Origin of the sequence: Streptomyces sp. SID13726, assembly GCF_010548375.1 — a bacterium.
Taxonomy (GTDB): Bacteria; Actinomycetota; Actinomycetes; order Streptomycetales; family Streptomycetaceae; genus Streptomyces.
In genome coordinates this window covers 57,585-81,621 of the sequence record NZ_JAAGLY010000022.1, presented here as the reverse complement: position 1 = coordinate 81,621, position 24,037 = coordinate 57,585, and the positions used below count along the sequence as shown (strand labels likewise).

At 71.7% G+C, this 24,037-nt stretch carries 22 protein-coding genes and 3 tRNA genes; 10 read left to right on the top strand and 15 right to left on the bottom strand.

Going from position 1 to position 24,037, the window contains the following annotated elements; all coding sequences use genetic code 11:
* Nucleotides 1-102: 102 nt before the first annotated feature.
* Nucleotides 103-176 (bottom strand) — tRNA-Lys (locus G3I78_RS37705).
* A gap of 153 nt (nt 177-329) precedes the next feature.
* Between G3I78_RS37705 and G3I78_RS37700 the strand changes: the two genes are divergently transcribed.
* The 5 genes from G3I78_RS37700 (at nt 330) to G3I78_RS37680 (ending at nt 5,775) form a co-directional block, all read left to right on the top strand.
* Nucleotides 330-1,622: a peptidoglycan-binding protein gene (locus tag G3I78_RS37700; protein WP_164433244.1), complete on the top strand. Its 1,293-nt coding sequence runs from the start codon at nt 330-332 to the stop codon at nt 1,620-1,622.
* A gap of 121 nt (nt 1,623-1,743) precedes the next feature.
* On the top strand, nt 1,744-2,853 hold the full coding sequence (locus G3I78_RS37695; protein WP_164433241.1) for an SPFH domain-containing protein: 1,110 nt from the start codon (nt 1,744-1,746) through the stop codon (nt 2,851-2,853).
* Nucleotides 2,854-2,950: 97 nt separating this feature from the next.
* Nucleotides 2,951-3,556 (top strand): lytic polysaccharide monooxygenase auxiliary activity family 9 protein, encoded by a 606-nt coding sequence (locus tag G3I78_RS37690; protein ID WP_164433239.1) that lies wholly within the window; start codon nt 2,951-2,953, stop codon nt 3,554-3,556.
* A 75-nt stretch (nt 3,557-3,631) separates the two neighbouring features.
* Nucleotides 3,632-4,093: a DUF3592 domain-containing protein gene (locus tag G3I78_RS37685; protein ID WP_164433238.1), complete on the top strand. Its 462-nt coding sequence runs from the start codon at nt 3,632-3,634 to the stop codon at nt 4,091-4,093.
* A gap of 26 nt (nt 4,094-4,119) precedes the next feature.
* Nucleotides 4,120-5,775, top strand: coding sequence for a long-chain-fatty-acid--CoA ligase (locus tag G3I78_RS37680; protein WP_164433236.1), 1,656 nt, complete (start codon nt 4,120-4,122; stop codon nt 5,773-5,775).
* On the opposite strand, the gene G3I78_RS37675 is transcribed toward G3I78_RS37680, so the two are convergent.
* The 6 genes from G3I78_RS37675 to ehuB form a co-directional block, all read right to left on the bottom strand.
* Nucleotides 5,741-5,814 (bottom strand) — tRNA-Lys (locus tag G3I78_RS37675). The two genes, G3I78_RS37680 and G3I78_RS37675, sit on opposite strands and share 35 nt — an antisense overlap.
* Nucleotides 5,815-5,926: 112 nt before the next feature.
* Complete coding sequence (locus G3I78_RS37670; protein ID WP_164433234.1) at nt 5,927-6,679, bottom strand: IclR family transcriptional regulator C-terminal domain-containing protein; 753 nt, start codon at nt 6,677-6,679, stop codon at nt 5,927-5,929.
* A 311-nt stretch (nt 6,680-6,990) separates the two neighbouring features.
* On the bottom strand, nt 6,991-7,767 hold the full coding sequence (ehuA, locus tag G3I78_RS37665; RefSeq protein ID WP_164433231.1) for an ectoine/hydroxyectoine ABC transporter ATP-binding protein EhuA: 777 nt from the start codon (nt 7,765-7,767) through the stop codon (nt 6,991-6,993).
* Nucleotides 7,768-7,777: 10 nt separating this feature from the next.
* On the bottom strand, nt 7,778-8,428 hold the full coding sequence (ehuD, locus tag G3I78_RS37660; protein WP_164433229.1) for an ectoine/hydroxyectoine ABC transporter permease subunit EhuD: 651 nt from the start codon (nt 8,426-8,428) through the stop codon (nt 7,778-7,780).
* On the bottom strand, nt 8,425-9,147 hold the full coding sequence (gene ehuC / locus G3I78_RS37655; protein ID WP_164433227.1) for an ectoine/hydroxyectoine ABC transporter permease subunit EhuC: 723 nt from the start codon (nt 9,145-9,147) through the stop codon (nt 8,425-8,427). The genes ehuD and ehuC overlap by 4 nt, the downstream gene beginning before the upstream one ends.
* Complete coding sequence (ehuB, locus tag G3I78_RS37650; protein ID WP_164433225.1) at nt 9,144-10,049, bottom strand: ectoine/hydroxyectoine ABC transporter substrate-binding protein EhuB; 906 nt, start codon at nt 10,047-10,049, stop codon at nt 9,144-9,146. The genes ehuC and ehuB overlap by 4 nt, the downstream gene beginning before the upstream one ends.
* A 97-nt stretch (nt 10,050-10,146) precedes the next feature.
* Here ehuB and G3I78_RS37645 point away from each other — a divergent pair, with 97 nt between their 5' ends.
* On the top strand, nt 10,147-10,641 hold the full coding sequence (locus tag G3I78_RS37645) for a DUF3830 family protein (RefSeq protein WP_164433223.1): 495 nt from the start codon (nt 10,147-10,149) through the stop codon (nt 10,639-10,641).
* Here the strand turns inward: G3I78_RS37645 and G3I78_RS37640 are convergent.
* Entirely contained in the window at nt 10,638-12,080 is a 1,443-nt protein-coding gene (locus tag G3I78_RS37640) for an amidase (protein WP_239158303.1), read from the bottom strand. The two genes, G3I78_RS37645 and G3I78_RS37640, sit on opposite strands and share 4 nt — an antisense overlap.
* A gap of 19 nt (nt 12,081-12,099) precedes the next feature.
* Nucleotides 12,100-13,047, bottom strand: coding sequence for a D-2-hydroxyacid dehydrogenase (locus tag G3I78_RS37635; protein WP_164433221.1), 948 nt, complete (start codon nt 13,045-13,047; stop codon nt 12,100-12,102).
* Nucleotides 13,048-13,301: 254 nt separating this feature from the next.
* Here G3I78_RS37635 and G3I78_RS37630 point away from each other — a divergent pair, with 254 nt between their 5' ends.
* The 3 genes from G3I78_RS37630 (at nt 13,302) to G3I78_RS37620 (ending at nt 16,087) form a co-directional block, all read left to right on the top strand.
* Nucleotides 13,302-14,126: an aspartate/glutamate racemase family protein gene (locus G3I78_RS37630; RefSeq protein WP_164433219.1), complete on the top strand. Its 825-nt coding sequence runs from the start codon at nt 13,302-13,304 to the stop codon at nt 14,124-14,126.
* Entirely contained in the window at nt 14,123-14,854 is a 732-nt protein-coding gene (locus G3I78_RS37625; protein WP_164433217.1) for an aspartate/glutamate racemase family protein, read from the top strand. The genes G3I78_RS37630 and G3I78_RS37625 overlap by 4 nt, the downstream gene beginning before the upstream one ends.
* A gap of 135 nt (nt 14,855-14,989) precedes the next feature.
* Nucleotides 14,990-16,087: an LLM class flavin-dependent oxidoreductase gene (locus G3I78_RS37620; protein WP_164433215.1), complete on the top strand. Its 1,098-nt coding sequence runs from the start codon at nt 14,990-14,992 to the stop codon at nt 16,085-16,087.
* Here G3I78_RS37620 and G3I78_RS37615 read toward each other — a convergent pair.
* Nucleotides 16,084-17,889, bottom strand: a complete 1,806-nt coding sequence (locus G3I78_RS37615; protein ID WP_164433213.1) for an EAL domain-containing protein — start codon at nt 17,887-17,889, stop codon at nt 16,084-16,086. The genes G3I78_RS37620 and G3I78_RS37615 overlap by 4 nt on opposite strands.
* 284 nt (nt 17,890-18,173) lie before the next feature.
* Here G3I78_RS37615 and G3I78_RS37610 point away from each other — a divergent pair, with 284 nt between their 5' ends.
* Nucleotides 18,174-19,445 carry a M6 family metalloprotease domain-containing protein gene (locus G3I78_RS37610; RefSeq protein WP_164433211.1) on the top strand — a complete coding sequence of 424 codons (1,272 nt, stop codon included), beginning with the start codon at nt 18,174-18,176 and terminating at the stop codon, nt 19,443-19,445.
* A 181-nt stretch (nt 19,446-19,626) separates the two neighbouring features.
* On the opposite strand, the gene G3I78_RS37605 is transcribed toward G3I78_RS37610, so the two are convergent.
* The 5 genes from G3I78_RS37605 to G3I78_RS37585 form a co-directional block, all read right to left on the bottom strand.
* A tRNA-Lys gene (locus G3I78_RS37605) sits at nt 19,627-19,700 on the bottom strand.
* Nucleotides 19,691-20,278, bottom strand: a complete 588-nt coding sequence (locus G3I78_RS37600; RefSeq protein ID WP_164433209.1) for a bifunctional DNA primase/polymerase — start codon at nt 20,276-20,278, stop codon at nt 19,691-19,693. Before G3I78_RS37600 ends, G3I78_RS37605 begins: the two co-directional genes overlap by 10 nt.
* 136 nt (nt 20,279-20,414) lie before the next feature.
* Complete coding sequence (locus tag G3I78_RS37595; RefSeq protein WP_164433207.1) at nt 20,415-20,783, bottom strand: hypothetical protein; 369 nt, start codon at nt 20,781-20,783, stop codon at nt 20,415-20,417.
* Nucleotides 20,784-20,977: 194 nt separating this feature from the next.
* Nucleotides 20,978-22,324: an AAA domain-containing protein gene (locus tag G3I78_RS53015; protein WP_164433205.1), complete on the bottom strand. Its 1,347-nt coding sequence runs from the start codon at nt 22,322-22,324 to the stop codon at nt 20,978-20,980.
* The gene (locus G3I78_RS37585) at nt 22,321-23,913 is read right to left on the bottom strand and encodes a hypothetical protein (RefSeq protein WP_164433203.1); all 1,593 of its coding nucleotides are present in this window, start codon (nt 23,911-23,913) and stop codon (nt 22,321-22,323) included. Before G3I78_RS37585 ends, G3I78_RS53015 begins: the two co-directional genes overlap by 4 nt.
* Nucleotides 23,914-24,037 lie beyond the last annotated feature (124 nt).

The window sequence follows — 24,037 nt, the reverse complement described above, 5'->3', positions numbered from 1 at the left end:
TGTGGAGTCGTTGTGGACATCCATACGGTCACCGACGTGATCCGTTTCACCCCGTTCATGCAAGAAGACCCCCCGCCGAAGCGAGGGGCCTCCCCGTGTCTGTGCGCCGCCAGGGACTCGAACCCCGGACCCGCTGATTAAGAGTCAGCTGCTCTAACCAACTGAGCTAGCGGCGCCTGCTGACCTGCACGACTCTACCCGATTCGGGAGGGTGGTCCGGGCCGCCGTACATCATTCGGACCGTCAGCATGCGCGTCGGGGCGACAGTTGGGAAACTGGCGAATGTGCACAGTTGCGGACATTTCGGCCTGGAGTGTGAGGGGCGTCGCATGGAGACTCCGGTATTCGAGGAAATCGATCCCGCGAACGACTGCGACTGCCCCGGCTGCCTCCACTGGCGACGCGTACTTCCCCGCCCGGCGGGCGGCCACCCGGCGGCCACCCGGGCCGTGATCCTCGCGGCCGCCGCCTCCACCGCCTTCGGCATCGTGCACGCGGCCCCTGCCTTCGCCGCCCCGCACGCTCCCGCCCGCCCCGGCGCCCCCACGGCCGACGAGCCCGACACCCCGCAGGGCGACAAGGCCCCGCTGCACGGCCCCGGCGGCAAGCCCGCGGTGATCAAGGCCCCGGCCACCACCCGCGCCGACATCATCAAGCGTGCCAAGCAGTGGGTCGCCGCGAGGGTGCCGTACAGCATGTCCGAGTACTGGGGCGACGGCTACCGCCAGGACTGCTCCGGCTTCGTCTCCATGGCCTGGAACCTCCCGGGCAACGAATGGACCGGCAGCCTCGACCAGTACGGCGTGCGGATCGCCAAGGAGGACCTCCAGCCCGGCGACATTCTGCTCTTCCACAACCCGGCCAATCCCGAGCAGGGCTCCCACGTCGTCATCTTCGGCGGCTGGACCGACTACACGCACACCTACTACCTCGCCTACGAGGAGACCCGCCCCTACGCCCGCAAGCAGGCCACCCCGTACGCGTACTGGAGCAACTCCAGCCGCTACCTCGCCTACCGCTACAAGGGCCTCGCGGGCGGTACGGCGGGCACCGAGCCGGACACCGCCAAGCCGGAGGCGCCGGACGTGACGCCGTTCCCGGGGGCGGCCTACTTCGGTCCCGGGGCCAACAACAAGTACGTCACCCAGCTCGGCCGCATGCTCGTCGAGCGCGGTGCCGCCCGCTACTACACCTCGGGGCCGGGACCCCGCTGGACGGACGCGGACCGCAGGGCCACCCAGGCGTTCCAGGAGGCGCAGGGCTGGCGGGGCAAGGACGCGGACGGGCTGCCCGGGGCCCAGACCTGGGCGCTGCTGATCACCGGCGGCGGCAAGGACATTACCACGGGCGCGGCCGGACCGCCGGCGCCCTCCTCGCACGGCGTCCCCGGCTACCCGGGGCGCGCGATGTTCCGGCCGGGCGCGACCAACAAGTACGTCACGCAGCTCGGCGAGCGGCTGGTGAAGAAGGGGTTCGGCAAGTACTACACGACCGGCCCGGGACCGCGCTGGGGCGAGCCGGACCGGCGCAACGTCGAGGCCTTCCAGCGCGCCCAGGGCTGGCGGGGCGGCGCGGCGGACGGCTACCCGGGACCGGAGACCTGGCGCCGCCTCTTCACCTGACCCGTCCGCCGGTACCCGACCGCTGTGACCCATCCCTGTCACGACCCGTCCCTGTCCTGACCCATCCCTGTTCTGACCCACCCCTGTTGTGACGCATCTGGCGCGGAGGCTGGAGGCACTCATGAGCACGACCACTTCACACACCCCCGAGTCCGAGGGACCCTCGCGGCCCGCCCGGCTCATCCAGAACGAGGCGACCACCGAGATCCCGGTCCATCTGCTGTTCCGGGACGACCCCGACCCGGTGTCGGTGCCGCTGAAGCCCGCCGTGGTGGCCCGCCGCCAGGGCACCGGGGAGCAGCCCCGTCTGCGCAGGCCCGACCGGGCCGCCCCGCGCCCCGCCCCCGACGTCGACCCCGGCCTGGCCGAGCGCCCCGCCCGGGTGCTGCCCGGCTCCGCGGGCGTTCTCGCCGGCGCCTGCGGGCTCGCCGGGTGCGCGGTCACCTCCTGGTGGGCGGGCACCCTGCCGCCGCTCGCGATGGAGGCGCTGCGGCTGCCGTCGTACGCGGGACCGGGCCTCGGCCCGGTGCAGTGGGCGGCCTACGCCGGTGCCGGTGCCCTCGGCCTGTTCGGCTTCGGCGGACTGGCCCGCGGCACCACCGGACGCGCCTGGGTGCTCGGGCTGTTCGGCCGCTACCGGGGGACCGTCCGGCGCACCGGCCTGATGTGGGTCAACCCGTTGCTGCTGCGCCGCCGGGTCGACGTACGGCTGCGGCACTGGCGCAGCGAGCCGATGGCGGCCGCCGACGCCAGCGGGGTCGGGCTCCGGGTCGTCGTCCTGGTGGTGTGGCGGGTGCGCGACACCGCGCGGGCCACGCTCGGCGTCGACGACCACGAGACGTATCTGCGCGAGTGCGTCGAGGCCGCGCTCGCCCGGGTCCCGGTGGAGGCGCCGGGCTCCGGCCGGGGTTCCGCCGACGCGGCGGGGGAGGCGCTGACCCGGCTGGTGGCCGCGGAGACCGCGCCCGTCGGCGTCGAGGTGTTCTCGGTCCAGCCGCTGCGCGTGGAGTACGCCCCCGAGGTCGCCGCCGCGATGCACCGCCGCCGGATCGCCGCGCTGGACGCCCAGCACCGGGCCACCATGCTGACGTCGGTCGTGGACTCGGTGGAGGACACGGTGACCCGGCTGACCATGCGGGGCTTGGTGGAACTGGACGACTACGAACGCAAGGCGCTGGTGAAGGACCTGACGGTGGCGTTCTGCTCGGGACGTGGAGAACAGGGGGCGTGATTGGTATGGACATGGTCAATGCACGGCAATAATCTGAGACTTGGTCTAGACCTGCACGCCTCACAGGACATCCCCCACGTTCTCCAGGAGCGGCAGCATGCGCAAAAAGACCAAGTGGTACGCCGCCGTGGTGGGCCTCGCCACCACCGGAGCCGTCGTGCTCTCCTCCGGCGGCGCCAGCAGCCACGGCTACACCGACCTCCCCATCAGCAGGCAGAAGCTCTGCCAGAACGGCACCGTGACCAACTGCGGCGACATCCAGTGGGAGCCGCAGAGCGTCGAGGGCCTCAAGGGCTTCCCGGGCGCCGGGCCCGCCGACGGACAGATATGCAACGGCGGCGTGAGCCGCTTCAGCCAGCTCAGCGCCCCGCGGACACCGGCGGGCACCGCCTGGCCGGCGACCAGGGTGACGGGCGGTCAGAGCTACACGTTCCGCTGGCAGTTCACCGCGATGCACGCCACGACCGACTTCAAGTACTACGTCACCAAGGCGGGTTGGAACCAGAACCACAACCTGGCCCGCTCCGACCTCAACCTCACCCCGTTCCTCACCGTGCCCTACAACGGCCAGCGCCCGCCGGCCACCCTCTCGCACAGCGGCACCCTGCCGTCCGGGCTCAGCGGACGGCATGTGATCGTCGCGGTGTGGACGGTCGCCGACACGACGAACGCGTTCTACGCCTGCTCGGACGTCACGTTCTGAGCATTGCTTGAGACAGTCAGGTCGTCCCCCGGGGTAGGTTCCCCCACATCAGCAGCTGACCTCGGGGGATGTGTCATGGACGCTTTCAACTTCCTCTTCTACCTCGCTCCCGGCCTGATCATGGTCATGGCCCTCGGGATGGCCTACGGCGTGCTGCGGCGCTGGTCCCGGCTGCGCGGCGCCTGGAACAGCGGACTGACGGCCGAGGCGCGCTGTCTGCGCACCTACACGACGACCAGTGGCGGCGGGGACAGCATGGTGAGCACGACACTGCACCACGTCTACGAGTTCACGACCCAGGACGGCCGGGTCGTCCGCTTCGAGGAGGAGGGCGGCCCCGGCAGCACCGTCGAGGGCGACATCGTGACCGTCCACCACACCGCCGGCGAACCGGTCGTGGCCACCGCCCACGCGCCGGGCCGGACCCAGCACGCGGTGGGCGTGTTCGGCACGCTCGCGTTCCTCGGGGTCGTCGTCGCCTTCTGCGTGGGCTTCATGGTCACCTTCTCCGAGATGTCCTCGACCCTCCACATCTGACGGTTCGTCAACTACCGTGCGCCTCCATGGACTCCAGGAGGCGTACGGTCGCGGAGCTCGTCGCCGGGCGGTGGGGCGACCACCGCCCCGGGCTGTGGTTCGAGGGGCGGGTGCTCACCCACCACGAGGTGACCGCGGGGGCCGCGGCGCGGGCGGCCCTGCTCGGTGATCTGCTCCCGTCGGGTGCCCATGTCGGGGTTCTCCTCGACAACACCCCTGAATATCCGATGTGGTTGAGCGCGGCGGCCCTCGCCGGTGCCGCCGTCGCCGGGGTCAACCCCACCCGACGCGGCCCCGAGCTGGCCCGCGACATCCTGCACACCGAGTGCCGCCTGCTGATCACCGAACCGGCCCAACTCCCTTTGCTGCGCGGCCTCGACCTGCCCGGGGTCCGCCTGCTGGTGACCGGCACCGAGGAGTACGACACCCTGCTCGCGGCCTACGCCGGTGCCGAACCGGACGCCTCCCGCGCCACCCCGGACGACCGGCTGTTGCTCTACTTCACCTCAGGGTCCACCGGCGCCCCCAAGGCCGCCCTGTGCTCCCAGGGCCGCCTGGCCGCCGCCGGACGCTCCCTGGCCGACCAGTTCCGGCTCGGCCCCGACGGCGTGCACTACGTCTGCATGCCGATGTTCCACGGCAACGCGGTGATCGCCGACTGGGCGCCCGCGCTGGCGAGCGGCGCCGGGGTCGCGCTCAGGCGGCGGTTCTCGGCCTCGGGGTTCCTGGCGGACGTACGGGAGTACGGGGCGACGTACTTCACCTATGTCGGCCGGGCGATCCAGTACGTCCTGGCCACCGAGCCGCGCGCGGACGACCGGGACAACCCGCTGCGGCTCGGCTTCGGCACCGAGGCGGGGGCGGTGGACGCGGCCGCCTTCGAGCGGCGGTTCGGGGTGCGGCTGGTGGAGGGGTACGGGTCCTCCGAGGGCGGGGCTGCGATCCAGTGGGCGCCCGGGACGCCTCGGGGCGCGGTCGGACGGGCGGCGCCCGGACTCGTCGTACTGGATCAGGAGACGGGTACGGAGTGTCCGCCGGCCGAGTTCGACGCGGGCGGGCGGCTGCTGAACGGGGACGCGGCGATAGGGGAGCTGGTGAACCGGGCGCCGAACCCCTTCGAGGGGTACTGGCGCAATCCCGAGGCGGATGCCGAGCGGCGCCGGGACGGGTGGTACTGGACCGGGGACCTCTTCTACCGGGACCGCGACGGCTACCTCTACTTCGCGGGCCGCACCGACGACCGGCTCCGCGTCGACAGCGAGAACCTGGCCGCCGCGATGATCGAGAACATCCTCGCCCGGTACGAGGGCGCGGTGGCCGTCGCGGTGTACGCGGTGCCGGATCCGGTGACCGGGGACCAGGTGATGGCGACGCTCGCCGGCACCTTCGACCCGGCGACCTTCACGGCCTTCCTCACCGCCCAGCCCGACCTCGGCACCAAGATGGCCCCCCGCTTCGTCCGCGTGGTCGACCGAATGCCGGTCACGGCAACGAACAAGATCCACCGAGCGGCCCTGAGAAAAGAGGGCACCCACTGCACCGACCCGGTGTGGTGGCGCCCACCGGGAGAAGACACGTACCGCAGACTGCTCCCGGAACCCGGATACGCCGAAGGACCCCCCGCTCCCACGAGAGGCCCTTCACGTGTGCGCCGCCAGGGACTCGAACCCCGGACCCGCTGATTAAGAGTCAGCTGCTCTAACCAACTGAGCTAGCGGCGCATGACTCTCGCCCTCCGCTTTGCGGCGGCTGGCGACAGAGAAAATACTACCCGGTCCGCGAGGGTGCTTCTGACCACTCTCGGGACGCTCTCGGGCCGCCCTCGGGCCGCCCTCAGATCGCCAGTGAGAGCAGGAGCGGGGTCGCTTCCCTGTTCAGGCGGTCCGCCGCCTGGCGGAGTCGGTGGGCGTGCTCGATCGGGAGGGAGAGGGCCAGGCAGCCGACCGCGGAGCCCGCCGTGATCGGGACCGCGGCGCAGACCGTGCCCACCGCGTACTCCTGGAGGTCGAGGTGGGGGACCGTCGGCGGCTGGGCCTCCAGGCGGGAGAGCAGCAGCTTGTCGTTGGTGATGGTCCGCGAGGTGAGCCGGGTCATGCGGTGCCGGGAGAGGTGGTCGCGGCGGCCGTTGTGGTCGAGCTGGCTGAGCAGGCTCTTGCCGAGGGCGGTCGCGTGCGCGGAGGAGCGGAAGTCCACCCACTCGTTGACCGCCGGGGTCGCGGGACCGTCGGCGTACTGGGCGATGGTGACCTCGCCGTCGACGTACCGGCTGATGTAGACGGCCGCGCCGATCGAGTCGCGCAGTCCGTCGAGCGTGCGCTGGAGCTTCTCGCGCAGCGCCCGGTCGCGGTCCTGGACGGAACTCAGCCTGGTCAGGGCGTCTCCGGTGACATACGCGCCGTCGGCCACCTGCTCGACGTACCCCTCGCGGCGCAGCATCCTCAGGAGTGCGGTCAGTCGCTCCGGGCCGAGGCCGGTGGTGCGGGAGAGTTCGACGTCGGTGACTCCGGCGGTGTGCCGGGTCATGGTCTCCAGGACGCGCAGCGCGTCCTGGGCCGAGTGGTACGGCGCGGTCGGCTCGATCCTCACGGTGACACACCTCGCACGGCGGAGCTGGGCACATGAGTGTTCGGCCGGGGATCCGGGGAGCGTCCCCCAGGACAGCACAGCAGCGCCACGGTGTTCCCCCTGCGGCTCGCTCGGTCGCACTACTACTGGGCAGTAATCCTCACAGCGATCCCTTCCACGATAACCGGCAAAAGGCTTGTAGTGAGCGGCTGTTGACGAGATTCGGTCCCCGGCCGGGGGGCTCTCAGCAGGGGCGCTGACACGCTGGCATATGCCATAAGCATGCCCCGGGCCGGGGACCTCGAAGATTGAACGTCGTTCACTTCCTGTGGTCAGAGAACCGCGCTCAGAAATTCCCGGGTGCGGTCCTGCTCGGGCTCGCTGAAGATCTTCTCCGGGGAGCCCGACTCGATGATCCGGCCCGAGTCGAACATCAGGACCTGGTCGGAGATGTCCCGGGCGAAGTTCATCTCGTGGGTCACGCAGAGCATCGTGATGTCGGTGGTGCGGGCGATGTCCCGCAGCACGTCGAGGACGCCGGCGACCAGCTCGGGGTCGAGCGCCGAGGTCACCTCGTCGAGGAGCAGCACCCGGGGCCGCATGGCCAGTGCCCGCGCGATGGCCACCCGCTGCTGCTGTCCGCCGGACAGCTGGGTCGGCCGGGCGCCCGCCTTGTCGGCGAGCCCCACCAGGTCGAGCAGCTCACGCGCGCGTGCCTCCGCCTCGTCCTTGGACATGCCGAGCACGGTGACGGGCGCCTCGGTGATGTTGCGCAGGACCGACATGTTCGGGAACAGGTTGAACTGCTGGAAGACCATCCCGATCTTCTTGCGGACCTCGCGCAGCTGCTTTTCCGGCGCCGGGTACAGCTTCTCCCCGTCGACGCTGACCGTGCCCTCGTCGGGCTTGGTCAGGGTCATCAGCATGCGCAGGATCGTGGTCTTTCCGGACCCGGAGGGACCGATCAGCGTCACGTGCTTGCCGGAGTCGACCGAGAAGTTCAGCCGGTCCAGGACCGTGTTCGACCCGAAGCGCTTGGTCACGTCCTCGAAGCGGATCAGTTCGCTGCCGTCCACCGGGGGGTTGGCGTTGGCGTCGGGCTCTTCCATGAGGGGGGTGTCAGCGGACAAGACGTCGCTCCAGGGATCGCAGGAGAAGGGAGGCCAGATAGGAGATGACGATGAAGGCCACGCCGATCACGGTCAGGGGCTCGGTGAACTGGAAGTGCTGCTGCGCGAACAGCCGCGCCTCGCCGAGCATCTCCAGGACCGTGATCACCATCAGCATCGGTGTGTCCTTGAGCATCGCGATCACGTAGTTGCCGAGGGCCGGCACGACCCGGCGGATCGCCTGCGGCAGGATCACCACCTGCCAGGTCCGCACCCGCGGCAGGTTCAGCGCGGTCGCCGCCTCCCACTGGCCGACCGGCACCGCCTCGATACCGGCGCGGTAGACCTGCATGGTGTACGTCGAGTAGTGCAGCCCGATCCCGATGACACCGGTGGCGAGCGCGGAGAGGGTCACGCCCCACTCGGGCAGCACGTAGAAGAGGAAGAACAGTTGGACCAGCAGCGGGGTGTTGCGCACGAACTCCGTGACCACCCCGACCGGCCAGCGCACGAACCGCGAGGGCGCGCGCATCAGCAGCGCCCACACCAGCCCGAGCGCGAAGGAAATCAGCGAGCCGAGCGCGAGGGCCTGAAGGGTGACCAGCAGACCTTTCCAGAACTGCGGCATGAAGTCGCTTACGGCACTCCAGTCCCACGTCATGCGACACGACCTCCTACGGGCGTGGTCCGGCCCCGCTTCAGCTCGGTCTCGGTGTCGAGGCCGCGCTGGGGCTCCTTGCCGACGCCCGCCTTGAGCTTCTTCTCAAGACCCCGCATCAGCCGGGTCAGCAGGAAGGCGATGACGAAGTAGATGAGCAGCAGATACGTGTAGATCCCGGCGCTCTCCTGGAGCGCGAGCCGTACCAGGTTGCCGCTGAAGGCGAGGTCGCCCATGCCCATCACGGACACCAGCGCGGTGCCCTTGAGCAGTTCGATCAGCAGGTTGGAGAACGGCGGGATCATCTCCGGCACCGCCTGCGGCAGCAGGATCAGCCTGAGCCGCTGCCAGGGCGTGAAGCTCAGCGCGATCCCGCCCTCCTGCTGGGCCGGGTCGACCGCCTTGAGCGCGCCGCGCACGATCTCGGAGCCGTACGCCCCGTAGGTCAGCCCGAGCGCGAGCGTGCCGGCCCACATCGGCACCAGCTGCCAGCCGAACGCCGGTGGCAGCACGAAGAACACCCAGAAGATCATCACCAGCGCCGAGGTCCCGCGGAACACCTCGGTGTAGAGGCCCGCGAGGAAGCGGACGATCCACAGCCGGTGGGTGCGCGCGACGCCGACCACGAAGGAGACGGCGGCGGCGAGCAGCGAGCTGAACACCAGCAGCTGGACGGTGGTCCAGATGCCCTTGAGCACGAGTTCCCAGAGTCCGGAGGTCATCCGCCGCAGAGCTCCTTCGCGGTCAGGTCCGTCATCTCGGCCTGCGTGAACCCGAAGGGCTTGAGGATCCGCAACAGCTCCCCGCTCTTCTTCAGCTTCCGCAGCTCGGTGTTGAAGGCGTCCCGCAGGTTCGTCTCGGTGCGCCGGAACGCGAAGGCGCCGCCGTCCACGTGCGGCTTGCCGTCCACGGTCGGAGTGAAGGCCTTGGTGGCCTCCGCCTTGGCCGACTTCTTCACCACCTCACGGGTGGTGAGCGCGGTCCCGGCGAACACGTCGACGCGTCCCGCCTCCACCGCGTTCAGCCCCGCGACCTGGTCCGGCACGATCAGGATGTCGCTCTCCTTGTACCCCGCCTCGACGGCGTACTGGATCTCCGCGTACCCGGTGCCGGTGGCGAACTTCGCCTTCTTCTCGACGACGTCCTTGTAGTCGCGCAGCCCCTTCGGATTCCCCTTCCGCACGATGAAGGAATCGAGCATCTGGTAATCGGGATCGGCGAAGATGACCTGTTCGCAGCGTTCCGGGGTGACATACATCCCGGCCGCCACGACATCGAACTGCTGGGAATTCAGTCCCGGAATGAGCGACCCGAACTCGGTCGGCACGGGCTGTACCCGGTCGACTCCGAGCCGTTTGAACACGGCCTTCGCGAGTTCGGGCGCCTCGCCGGTCAGGTCGCCGTTCTTGTCGATGTAGCCGAAGGGGATCTCGCCCGCGATCCCCAGCCGTACGACACCTGCCGCGCGCAGCCGGTCGAGCAGTTCGCCGCCGCCGGTGGTCGAGGCGGTGGCCACGCGTGAGCAGCCGGCCGCGCCCAGCGCACCGAGCGCCGCCACCCCCGCGAGCAGCGATCGGCGTGTGGTCCCGGATGTGTGTTCGCCATGTTCCAGTGGTGGAGCCATGGCGGCGCGGCTACCCGACCCGATGCGACTTATGCAGATCGATTCGAGCCCCGTTTCCCGACAAGGCCCTCTTGACCGGCGCGGGACCATGGAACGCATGGCTGACCGTTACATCGAAGTCTCGCTGGTCAAGCGGGGTGTCACCGGTACGGCAAAGCTGCTGGACGATCGAGCGCCGATCACCTGCGCGACCGTATGGGACGCCCTTCCGCTCGCGGGCGACGTCTATCACGCAAAGTACGCACGCAATGAGATCTACGCTCTTTTCCCACCTTTCGCGGAATCCGAGCCACCCCTGGAAAACCCGACAGTCACCCCCATCCCCGGCGATCTCTGCTATTTCTCCTTCGCCGGCGCGGAACTCGGCACCAAGTCCTACGGCTACGACCGCGAGGTCCGCCCGGGCACGACCCTGGTCGACCTGGCCCTGTTCTACGAACGCAACAACCTCCTCCTGAACGGCGACGTGGGCTGGGTGCCGGGGATCGTGTGGGGGCAGGTGGTGGAGGGCCTGGACGCCCTGGCGGAGGGGTGCAACGACCTGTGGCGGTCGGGGGCGATCGGCGAGAGCCTGCGGTTCAGCCGGCTCTAGCGCTCACCCGCGCGCACCGGCGCGGGCGGCCGTACGCCGGCTGCCCCCGCCTCGTACAGCGCGTGCGCCGCCCGCAGTACCAGGTCGTCCCGGTGTCGGGCCGCCACCAGCTGGAGTCCCACCGGCAGTCCGTCGCCGTCGGTTCCCACCGGGACGGAGGCGGCGGGCTGCTGGGTCATGTTGAAGGGGTAGGTGAAGGGCGTCCAGCCCGTCCAGCGGCGGTGCCCTGAGCCCTTCGGCACCTCGGCGCCCGCCTCGAACGCCGTGATCGGGAGGGTCGGGGTGACCAGGAGGTCGTAGGAGTCGTGGAAGCGGCCCATCCGGCGGCCGAGTTCCATGCGGACGTCCACCGCCGCGAGGTAGTCGAGGGCGCTCATGCGGGCGCCGAGACCGCAGATCTCCCGGAGCCCGGGGTCGAGCAACTCCCGCTGGTGCGGCCCGAGTTGCTGGGTCACCCGGGCCGCTCCGCTGAACCACAGGGTGTGGAAGGCGTCCACCGGGTCGGCGAAGTCGGGGTCCGCCTCGGTGACGTACGCGCCGAGTCCGGCCAGGCGCTCCACGGCCCGCCGGACCGCCGCCGCGACCCCGGGCCGCACGGCGACCTGGCCGCCGAGGGACGGCGAGTACGCGATCCGCAGGCCCCGCACACCGCCCGGCAGGGCCGCCGAGTACGGGCCCGGGGCCGGGCCCAGCGCCGACCAGTCCCGGGAGTCCGGGACGCCGATCACGTCCAGCAGCAGGGCCGCGTCGGCCGCGTCACGGGTCATCGGGCCCACATGGGCCAGGGTGCCGAAGGCGCTCGCCGGGTAGAGCGGCACGCGGCCGTACGTCGGCTTCAGGGCGAAGATCCCGCAGAACGCGGCCGGGATACGGACACTGCCCCCGCCGTCCGTGCCGAGCGCGAGCGGCCCCGCGCCGAGCGCCACGGCCGCCGCGGCACCGCCGCTTGAGCCGCCCGCGGTGCGCGACGGGTCGTAGGGATTGCGGGTGACGCCCGACAGCGGTGAGTCGGTGACGCCCTTCCAGCCGAACTCCGGGGTGGTGGTCTTGCCGAGGAACACGGCGCCCTGCTCGCGCAGCCGGGCGACCGAGGGCGCGTCCTCGTCCCAACTCCCGCTCTCCGCAATGGTCCTGGACCCCTTCAGCGCCGGGGCCCCGCGCATCAGCAGGATGTCCTTCACCGTGACCGGGACGCCGTCCACCGCGCCCGCCGGCTCGCCGCGCCGCCACCGGTCGGCCGAGGCGCGGGCCTGCGCCAGGGCCTCCTCGCCGGTCAGCCGCACGAAGGCGTTCACCTCCGGCTGGATCTCCTCGGCCCGTTCCAGGGCCGCCCGGGTCGCGTCCACCGGGCTGAACTCGCCCTTGCGGTAACCCTCCACGAGTCGTACGGCGGTCAGTTCGGTGAGGTCGAGAACCCGCATGTCCGGCATGTCGCGCATGTGCCCCTCCGCTCGACGTTCAGTGCCCTGGTACGTACCCGCGTCCCTTGTCGACCACGTTCGGCAGCGCTCTTCCCGCTTCCCAGCGGTCGTACAACTCCACGAACTGCGTGCCGAGTTGATCGCGCCAGCCGATGGTGTCGCCGCTCATGTGCGGGGACACGATCAGCCCGGGGACGTGCCACAACGGGCTGTCGGGCGGCAGGGGTTCGGACTCGAAGACGTCGAGGGCCGCGCCCGTGATCCAGCGCTTGGCCAGGGCCGCCACCAGGTCGTCCTCGACGACGAGCTGGCCCCGGCCGATGTTGATGAAGCGGGCGGAGGGCTGCATCACCCCGAAGCGGCGGGCGTCGAACATGCCCAGGGTCTCCGCGGTGAGCGGGGCGGCCGCGATCACCCAGTCGGCGCGGGCCATCAGCCGGTCCAGGTCGTCGGGGCCGTGGACGCCGGTGCGGGAGCGGCGGCCGACCAGGGCGGTGGTGATGCCGAGCGCCTTGAGGGTGGCCACGATCGCCCGGCCGATGGGCCCCGAACCGACCACGCAGGCACGGGTTCCGGCCACCCGCTGCGACTCGCGGTGCCGCCACACGCCCTCGCGCTGGAGGTCCAGGGTGCGGGGCAGGTCCTTGGCCATCGTGAGGACCAGCGCGGCGACGTACTCGGCGATCGGCTGGTCGAAGACCCCGCGCGCGTTGGTCACCCGCGTGTCGGAGGCGACGAGTTCGGGGCACATCAGATGGTCCACGCCCGCGCTCGCGGTGTGCACCCAGCGCGGCCTCGGGCCCTCGCCCGGCCAGGCGTCCCGCACCGCGGTCGAGGTGAAGTCCCAGACCAGCAGCACGTCGGCGAACGGCAGCCGCTCGGCGAGCGTGGTCTCGTCCGCGTGCTCGATCCGGGCCCGGCCGGTGAGCCTGCCGAGGCGCGGCAACGGGTCGGCGTCGAGGACGAGAAGGGTGGGGACGGGCATCGGGCCACCGTTTCCGCGGAGATCCGCTGGGGCGATTTCTACACGTTCATGCGGGGTGACCGACCTTTTTCCGCCGGTTTCCGGGCGACGGCCGGGCGTCTGACATGGGCGGAAACACCGGGGGCGACTCCCGTGTGACGTGAGCGTGACATGGGCGGATTGACCACGCTCGCACCCGAACCTACCTTCGTCAACACGGGCGTTGCGCACGTTCCGCTGTCCCCCCGTCTCTCACCGTGAGGCCGGTCCCTGCCATGGACGTTTCTTTTCTCGGTGGTCCGCGCCCGCAGCGCGGTGTCGGTGTCGTCGCCCCCTTCGACTTCGCGCTGGATCGCGAACTGTGGCGCTGGGTCCCCGACGAGGTCTCGCTCCATCTGACCCGCACCCCGTACGTCCCCGTCGAGGTCAGCCTCGACCTCGCCCGCCTGGTCAGCGAGCACGAGACCCTGCACGAAGCCGTGCGCACGCTCCACGCCATCGCCCCCGAGGTCGTCGCCTACGCCTGCACCTCCGGCAGCTTCGTCGGCGGGATCGCCGGGGAACGCGCCATGTGCGAGGCCATGACCCGGGCCGGCGCGGTCCCCTCCGTCACCACCTCCGGCGCCCTCCTCGACGCCCTCGACGAACTCGGCGTCCGCCGGGTCGCGCTGGTGACGCCGTACACCGTGTCGGTGACCAGGTCGCTGGAGGAGTACGTCGCCGAGGCGGGCGTCGCCGTCACCGGACGCGCCTACATGGGCCTGACCCGGCACATCTGGAAGGTGCCCTACCGCCAGGTCTCCGAGATGGCCCACAAGGCGGTGCGCGCCGACGCCGAGGCCCTGTTCATCAGCTGCACCAACCTGCCGACGTACGACGTCATCCCGCAGCTGGAGGCCGAACTGCGCATCCCGGTGATCTCGGCCAACCAGGTGACGATGTGGGCGGCGCTGCGCCGACTGGGTACCCGAGCCGTGGGACCGTACCAGGCGCTGATCGACCCGGCGGCGAGGACCGGTCCCGTGCGCCCGGAGATTCCGGGACTGCCGGAAGTCCGGGGCCTGCCGGACGAAGAACAGCAGCAGGAAGGCTGGACATGACCGCACTCGGATTCCTCTACCCGGGCCACTCCGCCGAGGACGACTATCCCCGCATCGAGCAGCTCCTGGGCAGCGACATCCGCCTGGACGTCGTCCACACCGACATCGGCACCGACGCCCACCGCGTGGACGCCCTCCTGGAGATGGGCGCCGCCGACCGGCTCGCCGCGGGCGTCGAGGAACTGCGGATGTCGGGCGCCGAGTCCGTGGTCTGGGCCTGCACCAGCGGCAGTTTCGTCTACGGCTGGGAGGGCGCCCACGACCAGGTCCGCACCCTGGCCCGCACGGCCGGTCTGCCCGCCTCCTCGACCTCCTTCGCCTTCGTGCACGCGGCCCAGGAGATCGGGGCCCGCCGGGTGGCCGTCGCGGCGACCTACCCGGACGACGTGGCGGGCCTGTTCGCGGAGTTCCTGAGGGCGGGCGGGGTGGACGTGCTCCAGGTGCGCGGCGCCGGGATCATCACCGCCGCCGAGGTCGGCACCTGGGGCGAGGAGGAGGTCTTCGCGCTGGCCCGGGCGGCCGACTCACCGGACGCCGACGCGGTTCTCCTCCCGGACACCGCCCTGCACACGGCCACCCACATCCCGGCCCTGGAGAAGGAACTCGCCAAGCCGGTCCTCACCGCGAACCAGGTCACGGTCTGGGAGGCCCTCAGGCTGACCGACCGCAGGGTCAACGCGCCTTCGCTGGGCGCGCTGTTCACCAAGGAGCCGATCGTCCAGGTCTGAGCCCGCTCGGTGGACGGTCGCCGGTGCCGAAGACTGCCGTGGAGGACGATCCACCCCGTCCCCGGGAACAACCGGGGACATTCCCCTGTTACCCGTGGAGCGACAGCGCACGGCGACACACAGGAGGAGCCCACCGTGGCGGAAGACGAGATCCGGGGTACTGCACAGGGCGCCGCCCCCGTACCCCTCTCCGTACTGGACCTGGTCACCGTCGGCGCCGGACGCACGGCCACCGACGCCCTGCGCACCAGCGTCGCCATCGCGGGGCTCACGGAAGAGCGCGGGTTCCACCGCTACTGGGTCGCCGAGCACCACTCGATGCCCGGGGTGGCCTCCTCCTCGCCCGCGGTGATCCTGGCTCACCTCGCCGCCCACACCAGCCGCATCCGGCTCGGCTCGGGCGGAGTCATGCTGCCCAACCACGCCCCGCTGGTGATCGCGGAGCAGTTCGGCACGCTGGAGGCGATGGCCCCGGGCCGGGTCGACCTGGGCCTCGGCCGGGCCCCGGGGACCGACGGCGCCACCGCAGCGGCCCTGCGCCGCAGCGACCGCCTGCACGAAGGCGCCGACGACTTCCCCGAGCAGCTCGCCGAGCTCGTCCGCTTCCTGGACGACGACTTCCCGGACGGCCACCCCTACCGCCGTATCCACGCGGTACCCGGCCCCGTCCAGGCGACCTCGCCCGGCGGCGTCCAGTCCCCGCACCGCCCGCCCGTCTGGCTGCTCGGCTCCTCCGGCTTCAGCGCCCAGCTCGCCGGCTCCCTCGGACTGCCCTTCGCCTTCGCGCACCACTTCTCGGCGCAGAACACCATCCCCGCCCTGGACCTGTACCGCGAGTCCTTCCGCCCCTCCGCGGTCCTCGCCGAGCCGTACGCCCTCATCGGCGTCTCCGCCCTCGCCACCGACGACGAGAAGGAGGCCCGCCGCCAGGTCCGCGCCGCCGCCCTCAACATGATCCGGCTGCGCACCGGCCGCCCCGGCCTGGTCCCCACCCCGGAGGAGGCGGAAGCGTACGAGTTCAGCCCCATGGAGGAGGAGTTCGCCAACTCCTGGAACGCCAACGTGATCCACGGCACCTCCGACGAGGTCCGCTCCGGCCTGGACGACCTCCACAAGCGCACCGGCGCCGACGAGCTGATGCTCACGGGCAACGCCCACAGCGGCGACGTACGCCTGCGCTCCTACGAGCTGATCGCGGACGCGTACGGTCTGCCGAAGCCGAAGGCTTTCTAGGCCTTCACACCCATCAGCCCGGAGATACGATCCGGCGACACCGGCCGTGAGTACAGCCACCCCTGGCCGGTGTCGCAGCCGATCCGGCGCAGCCGGCTGGCCTGGGCCGAGGTCTCCACGCACTCCGCGGTGACGGTGAGGCCGAGGCGGTGGGCCAGCTGGATCATCGCCTCCACGACGACCTCGTCGGCCGGGTTGGGAGCGACGCCCTCACCCTCGTACTGGAAGCCCCGTACGAAGGAGCCGTCCAGCTTCAGGACGGAGACCGGCAGCCGGCTGAGGTAGGCGAGGTTCGAGTAGCCGGTGCCGAAGTCGTCGATCGCGATGCCGACGCCCATGTCGCTCAGCGCCTGGAGGGCCTGGAGCGGGCGGCCCGCCGAACCCATGACCGCCGACTCGGTGAGTTCGAGCTGGAGCAGGTGCGGGGCGAGGCCGGTCTCCTCAAGGGTGGCCGCCACGTCCGCGACCAGGTCGGAGTCCCAGACCTGACGCACCGCCACGTTCACGCTCACGAAGATCGGCGGCTCGTCGGGGTGGTCGAGCTGCCACCGGCGGGCCTGGCGGCAGGCGGTGGCCAGAATCCAGCGGCCCAGTGGCACGATCGAGCCGTCCTCCTCGGCCAGCGCGATGAACCGATTCGGCGTCAGCATCCCGAACTGCGGGTGGTTCCAGCGCACCAGCGCCTCCACCCCGCGCAGCCGCCCGTCCTCCATGCCCACCAGCGGCTGGTACTCCAGCTGGAACTCGCCGCGCTCGATGGCCGGACGCAGCGTCGAGGCGAGCGCCTGCCGGGTCACGCGGTGGGCGTTGCGCTCGGGGTCGAAGAGCGTCCAGCGGTCCCGGCCGTCGGCCTTGGCCCAGTACAGCGTGGTGTCCGCGGCCTGCATCAGCCCGGTCGCCGAAGTGCCCTCGGCCTGCCGCTCCACGACCCCGATCGACGCCGACACCGACATCCGGTGCCCCGAGACGTCGAAGGGCGCCTGGATCGCCTTCAGCAGGGACTCGGCGAGGTCGGCGAGCTGCTCGGTGCCGGTGGAGTCCTCGACGAGCAGCGCGAACTCGTCGCCGCCCAGCCGCGCCACCAGGGGAGCGGTCGCCCGACCCTGCCCCGCCTCGTCGGCGCAGCGCGTCAGCCGCTCGGCCACGGCGGCGAGCAGCCGGTCGCCGACCCGGTGGCCGAGGGTGTCGTTGACCGCCTGGAACCCGTCGAGGTCGAGGTAGCACAGCCCGATCCGGCCCGTGCCGCCCTGTTCGTACGACTCCGCCTCCAGGGCCGCCGTCAGCCGCTCGAAGAACAGTGTGCGGTTGGGCAGCCGGGTCACCGGGTCGTGCATCTGCAAGTGCCGCAGCCGCGCCTGGAGTTCACGCCGGGCGGTGATGTCGGCGAGCGACAGCAGGACACCCGGGGCGCCGTCGGCCAGCGGCGCGACCGTGATCTGCGCCCACAGCGAGTGCCCGTCGGGATGCTTCAGCCGGCGTTTGCAGCGCAGCTTCGCCTGGCGGCCGCGCAGCACCTCGCGGTACGCGTGCCAGGTGCGCGCGTCCGAGCTGAGGTCCACGAGGTCCGCGGCGACCGCCCCGGCCAACTCCTCGGTCACCGCGCCGAGCAGCTCGCCGAAGGCGGGGTTGGCGTCGAGGACCAGGCCCTCACGGTCGACCACGGCCATGGCGAGCGGGGCGGCCGCGAAGGCCGCACGATGTGCCGGACACTCGGTACGAGTAGGTGTGGTGGTGTCACTCTCTGTTACGGCTGACCCGTCGAGGTCTGCCGCGGGCGCCGGCCCTTCGGACGTTCCGTTCACCGCTAGCTCCCGCAGTGCACTCGATCGCTGTCCGCGCAGGAAAGTGTGCCGATCATAGAGGCTGCCCCCGGGCCCTTCCAGCCATTGCCCAGTCTGACGGACCGGCAACCCCTTCTGACAGATCGTTTCTGCCCGCAGCTGGACGGGTTCTTCGGGCTCCGGACCGCTTGTGACGTTCCGTGAGCGATTCGGGGGTGTCGGCGCCGACGGAGGGTTACGCACTCTCACTCGTCCGGTGCAGATAAACAGGGCATATTACTGCAAACCCCCACAGGCTGGGTGCGGTGTCCCGTGAACCGCTCCCGGAGGTCCCTTTGCCGCGCTCGTTTCCGCGCCCCCGACTGCGCAGCACCGCGGCCGTGTTCACCACGATGGCGGCCCTCGCCGCCACCTCCCTCGTCACCGGGCCCTCGGTGGCCGAGCCCTTCTCCTCGGCCCCCTGCACTCTCGGTCGCACCGACGCCCACCACTCCGAGGGCGTGGACACCTGGAACACCGCGTATCCGCGCCCGGCCCGCGCGCTCGACGCCGTGATGGTCTTCCTCTCCTTCCCGGACGCCCGTCCGCTGACCAGCCCCGCCGAACTGACCGCCGATCACTTCCCGGCCACCACCCGCTTCTTCGAGCGCGCCTCCTACGGCCGCTTCACGCTGCGCCCGCACCCGCTGCCGCACTGGATCCGGATGCCGCACCCGTCCACGTCGTACGCCATACAGCGCGACTGGAACGCCGAACGCCGGGGCGCGTATCTGCGCGACGCGCTCGCCGCGGCCGACGGGCAGGTCGACTTCTCGCGCTACGACGTCGTGTACTTCGTCGCCGACCCGGACGCGCCCGGCGTCGACTCGGACGCCACGAAGGTCGTCAACCTGGACGTCCCGCTGCGCGCCGACGGCACCGACATCCGCCGGGTCGTCACCGTCTTCGAGAAGCACCCGCCGGACCGGCTGGTGCTGGCCCACGAGACCGGGCACGTCTTCGACCTGCCCGACCTCTACCACCGGCCGATGGACGGCAAGGGGGACTGGGACACCTACGTCGGCGACTGGGACCTGATGGGCAGCCAGTTCGGGCTCGCCCCGGACCTGTTCGCCTGGCACAAGTGGAAGCTGGGCTGGCTGGAACGCCGGCAGGTGGCGTGCGTACGGGGACCTGAGCCGAGGCGCCTCACGCTGGAACCGCTGGAGACCGGCCCCGGCAACGCCGGGATCTTCGGCCCCGGACGCGGTACCAAGCTCGCGGTCGTGCGCACCGGCGCCGACAGCGCGCTCGCCTTCGAGGCGCGCGGCGCGGTGGCCAACGACACGGCGGTCTGCCGCCAGGGCGTCCTCGTCTACCGGGTCCACAGCGGCGCCGCCTCCGGCACCGGCCCCATCCAGGTCCTCGACGCCCACCCCCACACCGAGGCCTGCTGGGAAAACTCCGTCTACCCACCCCTGGCGGACGCCCCGGTCGCGGTCGGCGAGACCTTCAAGGTCCCGGGGTCGAACGTACGCGTGACGGTGACGGGGCGGACGGAGTCGGGGGCGTGGGATGTGGAGATCACGGCCGGGTGACTCCTTGACCGACGGCTCGGTGGCCGACGCCGAGGGGGTGTGGGTGGCGGAGCCCCCACAACGCGCGGCGCAGCCGCGCAGGAACGACGATGGCGAGGCCGGTTCGCGCACCCCCGGCCGCCCCTGCGACACCCGGAAACGTCGAAAGCCCCCCGCTTCCACGGAGGGCCTTCGATGTCGGTGCGCCGCCAGGGACTCGAACCCCGGACCCGCTGATTAAGAGTCAGCTGCTCTAACCAACTGAGCTAGCGGCGCCTGCTGACGTCGTAGACCTTAGCATCCTGATCGGCCGGGGGAAAAATCGAAATCCGTACGGCGGTCCGTGCCGCTCGGACGGCCGCCCAGACCAGGACTTCAGGGCCCGGCAGCCAGGGGTGACGGGTGTCGGGGGCGACCAGCCAGCGCGACGTCAGCGCGGACTTCGCGGCGCTCAGCGGGGCCGGGACGGTGACCGCGTCGCCGGTGCCGTGGCACAGCAGCGGCGGGATCGCCCCCGTGCGGCCGAACTCCTCCCAGCGCAGCAGCGACGGCAGCCGCTGGGCCGCGCCCGGCGCCACGAACAGCAGCATCCGGCCCCGGAGTGTGGCCACCGGGCCGGAACCGGGCCCCTCGTCCCACAGCCGGTCGAGCATCCGGCGCCCGAAGATCGCCGGTGTGCTGACCACGTCGAAGGCGGTCCCGCAGGGCAGCACGACCGGGGCCGTGGGCCGCTCCTCCCACAGCGCCAGGGTGCTACGCGGATACGTTCCTGCCGACGCGAGCCAGGCGGCCCCGTCCGCGGTGACGCCCGAGACGTCGAAGCGATCGGAGAACGGTTCTTCGCGTGTGCTCATGTCACCTACATGTACCGGGCGTGAGCGACCAGTCTCCGAGGGTTGCGGGAATTCGGGACAGGGAAGGGTGCGGGGGAGTATCTTGCCCGCCTGGCATATGCCAAGCATTTTTTACGAGGGTCACGGCGGCGACAGCTCACACGGGATCGGCGTGCCCCGCCCCTCCCTCCGCGCCGCGCAGCAGATCCCGGCCGAACTCGACCATCTTCTTCGCGTAGTCCTCGGTCCACTCGGCCCGCTCGGCGATGTCCGCCGTGGTCAGCCGGTCGAAGCGCCGGGGGTCGGCCAGCTGGGCCGCCGCCATCGCCTGGAACTCCACCGCGCGGTCGGTCGCGGCGCGGAAGGCGTGCGTCAGCTCGGTGGCCCGGGTCAGCAGCGCGCGCGGGTCGTCGATCGACTCCAGGTCGAAGAAGTGCTCCGGGTCGTCGGCCACCTGCGTGGGCTCGAACAGCAGGGGCGCGGGGCGTAGCCGCGGTTCGTTCCGACGCGGCGTGGGCTCCGCCATGTCTTCATCCTCCTCGTACGTCGTCGTGCCGAACGGCCCGCCTGTGCACAGGCCACCGTCCATTGTCCCGCGCCTGTGCAAGAGGGCACGGGGGCCTCCGGCGGTACCAAGGCCGACGCCCCCCACGATGTTCCCGCTCAAGGGCTCCAGGACACCCGGTGCTCCGCCGGCACCGCGTGATCGGCGGACGTCCATCACGGCCGCCACGGCACCCGGTGCTCCGCCAGCCGCGCCAGCACCGCGTGGTTCGCCTCCCAGCCGTCCGGGAACTTCACCAGCGTCCCCAGCTGGACCGGCTCCGTCGAGGGGTAGTCGTCCAGGAGGTCGCTCACGCCCGCTCGGCACACCACGATGCAGGCGTGGCGGTGACGGGAGGCCAGGACGCAGAGGCGGCCCGTCTCCAGGTGGAAGGCGGTGGCGTCGGGGCGGCCGGAGAGGGGGTGCAGCACGACCGTGACGTCGTACTCGCGGCCCTGGAGGCGGTTCGCCGTGTCGACGGTGACGTCCACGACGCCCAGGTCGGCCAGCGCCGCGCGGACCGCCGCCGCCTGGTCCCGGTGGGCCGTGCCGACGGCGATCCGGTCGGCCGTCAGGGGAGCCGGGTCCGGTGAGCGCTCCGAGGTGGCGGCCCCGCCCCGGTCCAGCAGCCGTCGTACCACCGCGGCCACCGCCCGCACCGCCTCCGGGTCCGTCCGCGGAGTGTGCCGCGCGGGCAGCTCCAGCAGCCCCCAGCCGGACTCCGCCGCCGCGTCGATCACCCGGTCGGGGCCCGAGCCGTCCGAGGGGACGCCGAAGCTCAGCCGCCGGTCGTCGTGGCCGGTGCCGCTGCGGAAGGGCGTGTACGGGTAGAAGGCGCCGGAGACGAGCGGCGCGGCGGAGGCCGGGAGCCGCCAGGACACCGGCAGCCGGTGCTGCGGCAGCTCGGGGTTGTGCGCCAGCAGGGTCGTCACCGCCGAGGCCGAGGGGTCGTACGACAGCCCCGCCCACTGCTCGCTGCCCACGATCGCGAACGGGTCCAGCTGCCCCGGGTCGCCCACGAACAGCGCCCGCTCGAACAGCCCGGCCACGGCCAGCAGCGAGTCCGAGCGCATCTGGTACGCCTCGTCGACGATCGCGTGCGCCCACGGCTCGTCCGTCTTCACATGCCCCCACTTGGCGGCCGTGGAGATCACGACGGGCAGCCCGGTGAGATCGCCGGCCTTGGCCGACTTGCGGACCTGTGGCAGGTCGTCCAGCGCCTTGTCGTACGGGTCGGCGTCACTGCTGTGCAGCCGGGCGACGGGCAGGTCCGGGTTCTTCTCCGCGAGCCTGAGGACCAGGTCGTCCACCTGGGCGTTGGTCTGCGCGACGACCATCAACGGGCGCCCCGCGTCGGCCAGTTCGAGCGCCGCCCGGACGACCAGCGTGGACTTCCCGGCGCCGGGCGGGGAGTCCACGACGACACCGCGATGGGTGCCGTGCAACGTGTCGTGAAGGATCGCGTCGGTGGCCCGCGTGGCCTCGGCACCGGGGTCGAAGGCCCGGTGGGCCGGGGTGGTCACAGCACGTCCTCCGCGGTCAGGGGATCGGCGTTCTCCGGCACGGCCTCACCGGGCGGACCGCCGTGCGTCCAGGGCGTGTTCTCCGGGTCGGGGAGCTTCGCGCCGCCGCGCTGCTCGTGCTCGAAGAGCGTGAAGCAGAGCCGGTCGCCCTTCTCGGGCACGGACCCGGTCTCGGGCTCCTTGCCGCGGCCCATCTTGTCGAGGACCTTGAGCACGATCAGCGCGCCCTCCTCCTCGTACCCCACGAACTCCGCCGACTGCGGCTTCCCGCCCAGCGAGCGGTACACCTTGGCGCGCTCGCCGAGATGCGGCCGGTCGTCGGTCCGCACGGTCACCAGCGGGCGCGGGCTCGGCCGCTTGCCCTCGCTGTACGTCATCACGACATCCGTGACCTCGCCCGCGAACGCCTCCCCGGCCAGCCGCCGCCCCGCCATCACCAGCGGGTCGTCGAGCGCCTCCTGCGCCTCCAGACGGGCCTGTTCGCGCTCGCGGGAGGCGAGCTTGTTGGCCGCGGTCACGGCGTCGTCGCGGCGCGGCTGCGGGGGCTCGCCAGCGGTGACCCGGTCGCGGTGGCTCGTGAACGACCAGCGGTCGCGCGTCCACCGCTCCTCCGTGTGCGCCCCTTCGGGCAGCGCCCGCAGCAGGTCCAGGCCCCGCCACACCGCGTCCCAGGTGGGGCGGGTGCGGCTCGCGACCAGTGCGCGGATCTCCTGTTCGGCGGCGGTGAGCGTGCCGAGCCGGTCGTCGGCCTCCAGTCCGTCCTCGGCGGCGGCGAAGGCGGTACGCGCGCGGTCGTAGCGCTCCAGGGCGGGCGCGAGCAGCTTGTTGTCGAACGCCGGGTCGGTCGCGGGACCGGCGGGCGGGTGCAGCAGCTGGCCGCGGTCGTCCCGGGCGAGCTCGGCCTCCAGGGCCGCCTCGGCGCCGGAGCGGCCCTCCGGCGGGTCGATCCAGGCGAGCAGCGCGCCCAGGTGCTGGTCCTCCAGGGTGGACTGGCCAGTGGACCAGTGCCGTCCCAGCACGTCCGTCATCGCCAGCAGCAGCGACGAGCCCGGCACCCGGGCCCGCTCCCCGAAGTGGGTCAGCCACCGACCCAGCAACGGCACCCGGGGCGGGGCCGGATACGGGGTCTCGGGGTCCTGCTCCGCCGTACGCCGGAAACGCATGGAGCGCCCGAGCAGCCGTACGAAATCCACGCCCGCGCGGCTCGGCAGGATCAGCTGCGGGGCGTCCGCGCACAGCTCGACCTCGACCTTGACGCGCTTGCCGGTCTCCGGATCGGTCTCGTTGCGCTCGGCCGCCTCGACCGTCTCGGCGTATCCGTCGACGTACGGCAGCACGATGTCCGCCAGTTCGGCCAGGAACGCGAACCTGAGGTCCCGGTCGCGCGGCTGTGCCACGACCAGGAGCCGCGGGGCGTCCCGGTCGGTCCCCACCAGCGCGCCGAGCGGGGCGCCGGCCTCGCCCGCGGTGGTGAGCGGGACGAGCACGAGGGGGTGGTCGGAGAGACGCCGGTGGCGGACGGTGGCGGCGGGCTGCGCCCGGCCGGTGCTCACCGCCTCCAGCCGGGCGAGGGTCGTGATCAGTGACACAGGGGCTCCTGGAGGCGCGGGGCCGGGGCGAGTTCGCGAGGGCTGCGGAGACGTCTCGCCGCGGTGGCGGGCGGGACGGGCGGCACCGCGCGGTACCTTCCGTCGCCGGGCGTTGCCGCGTATG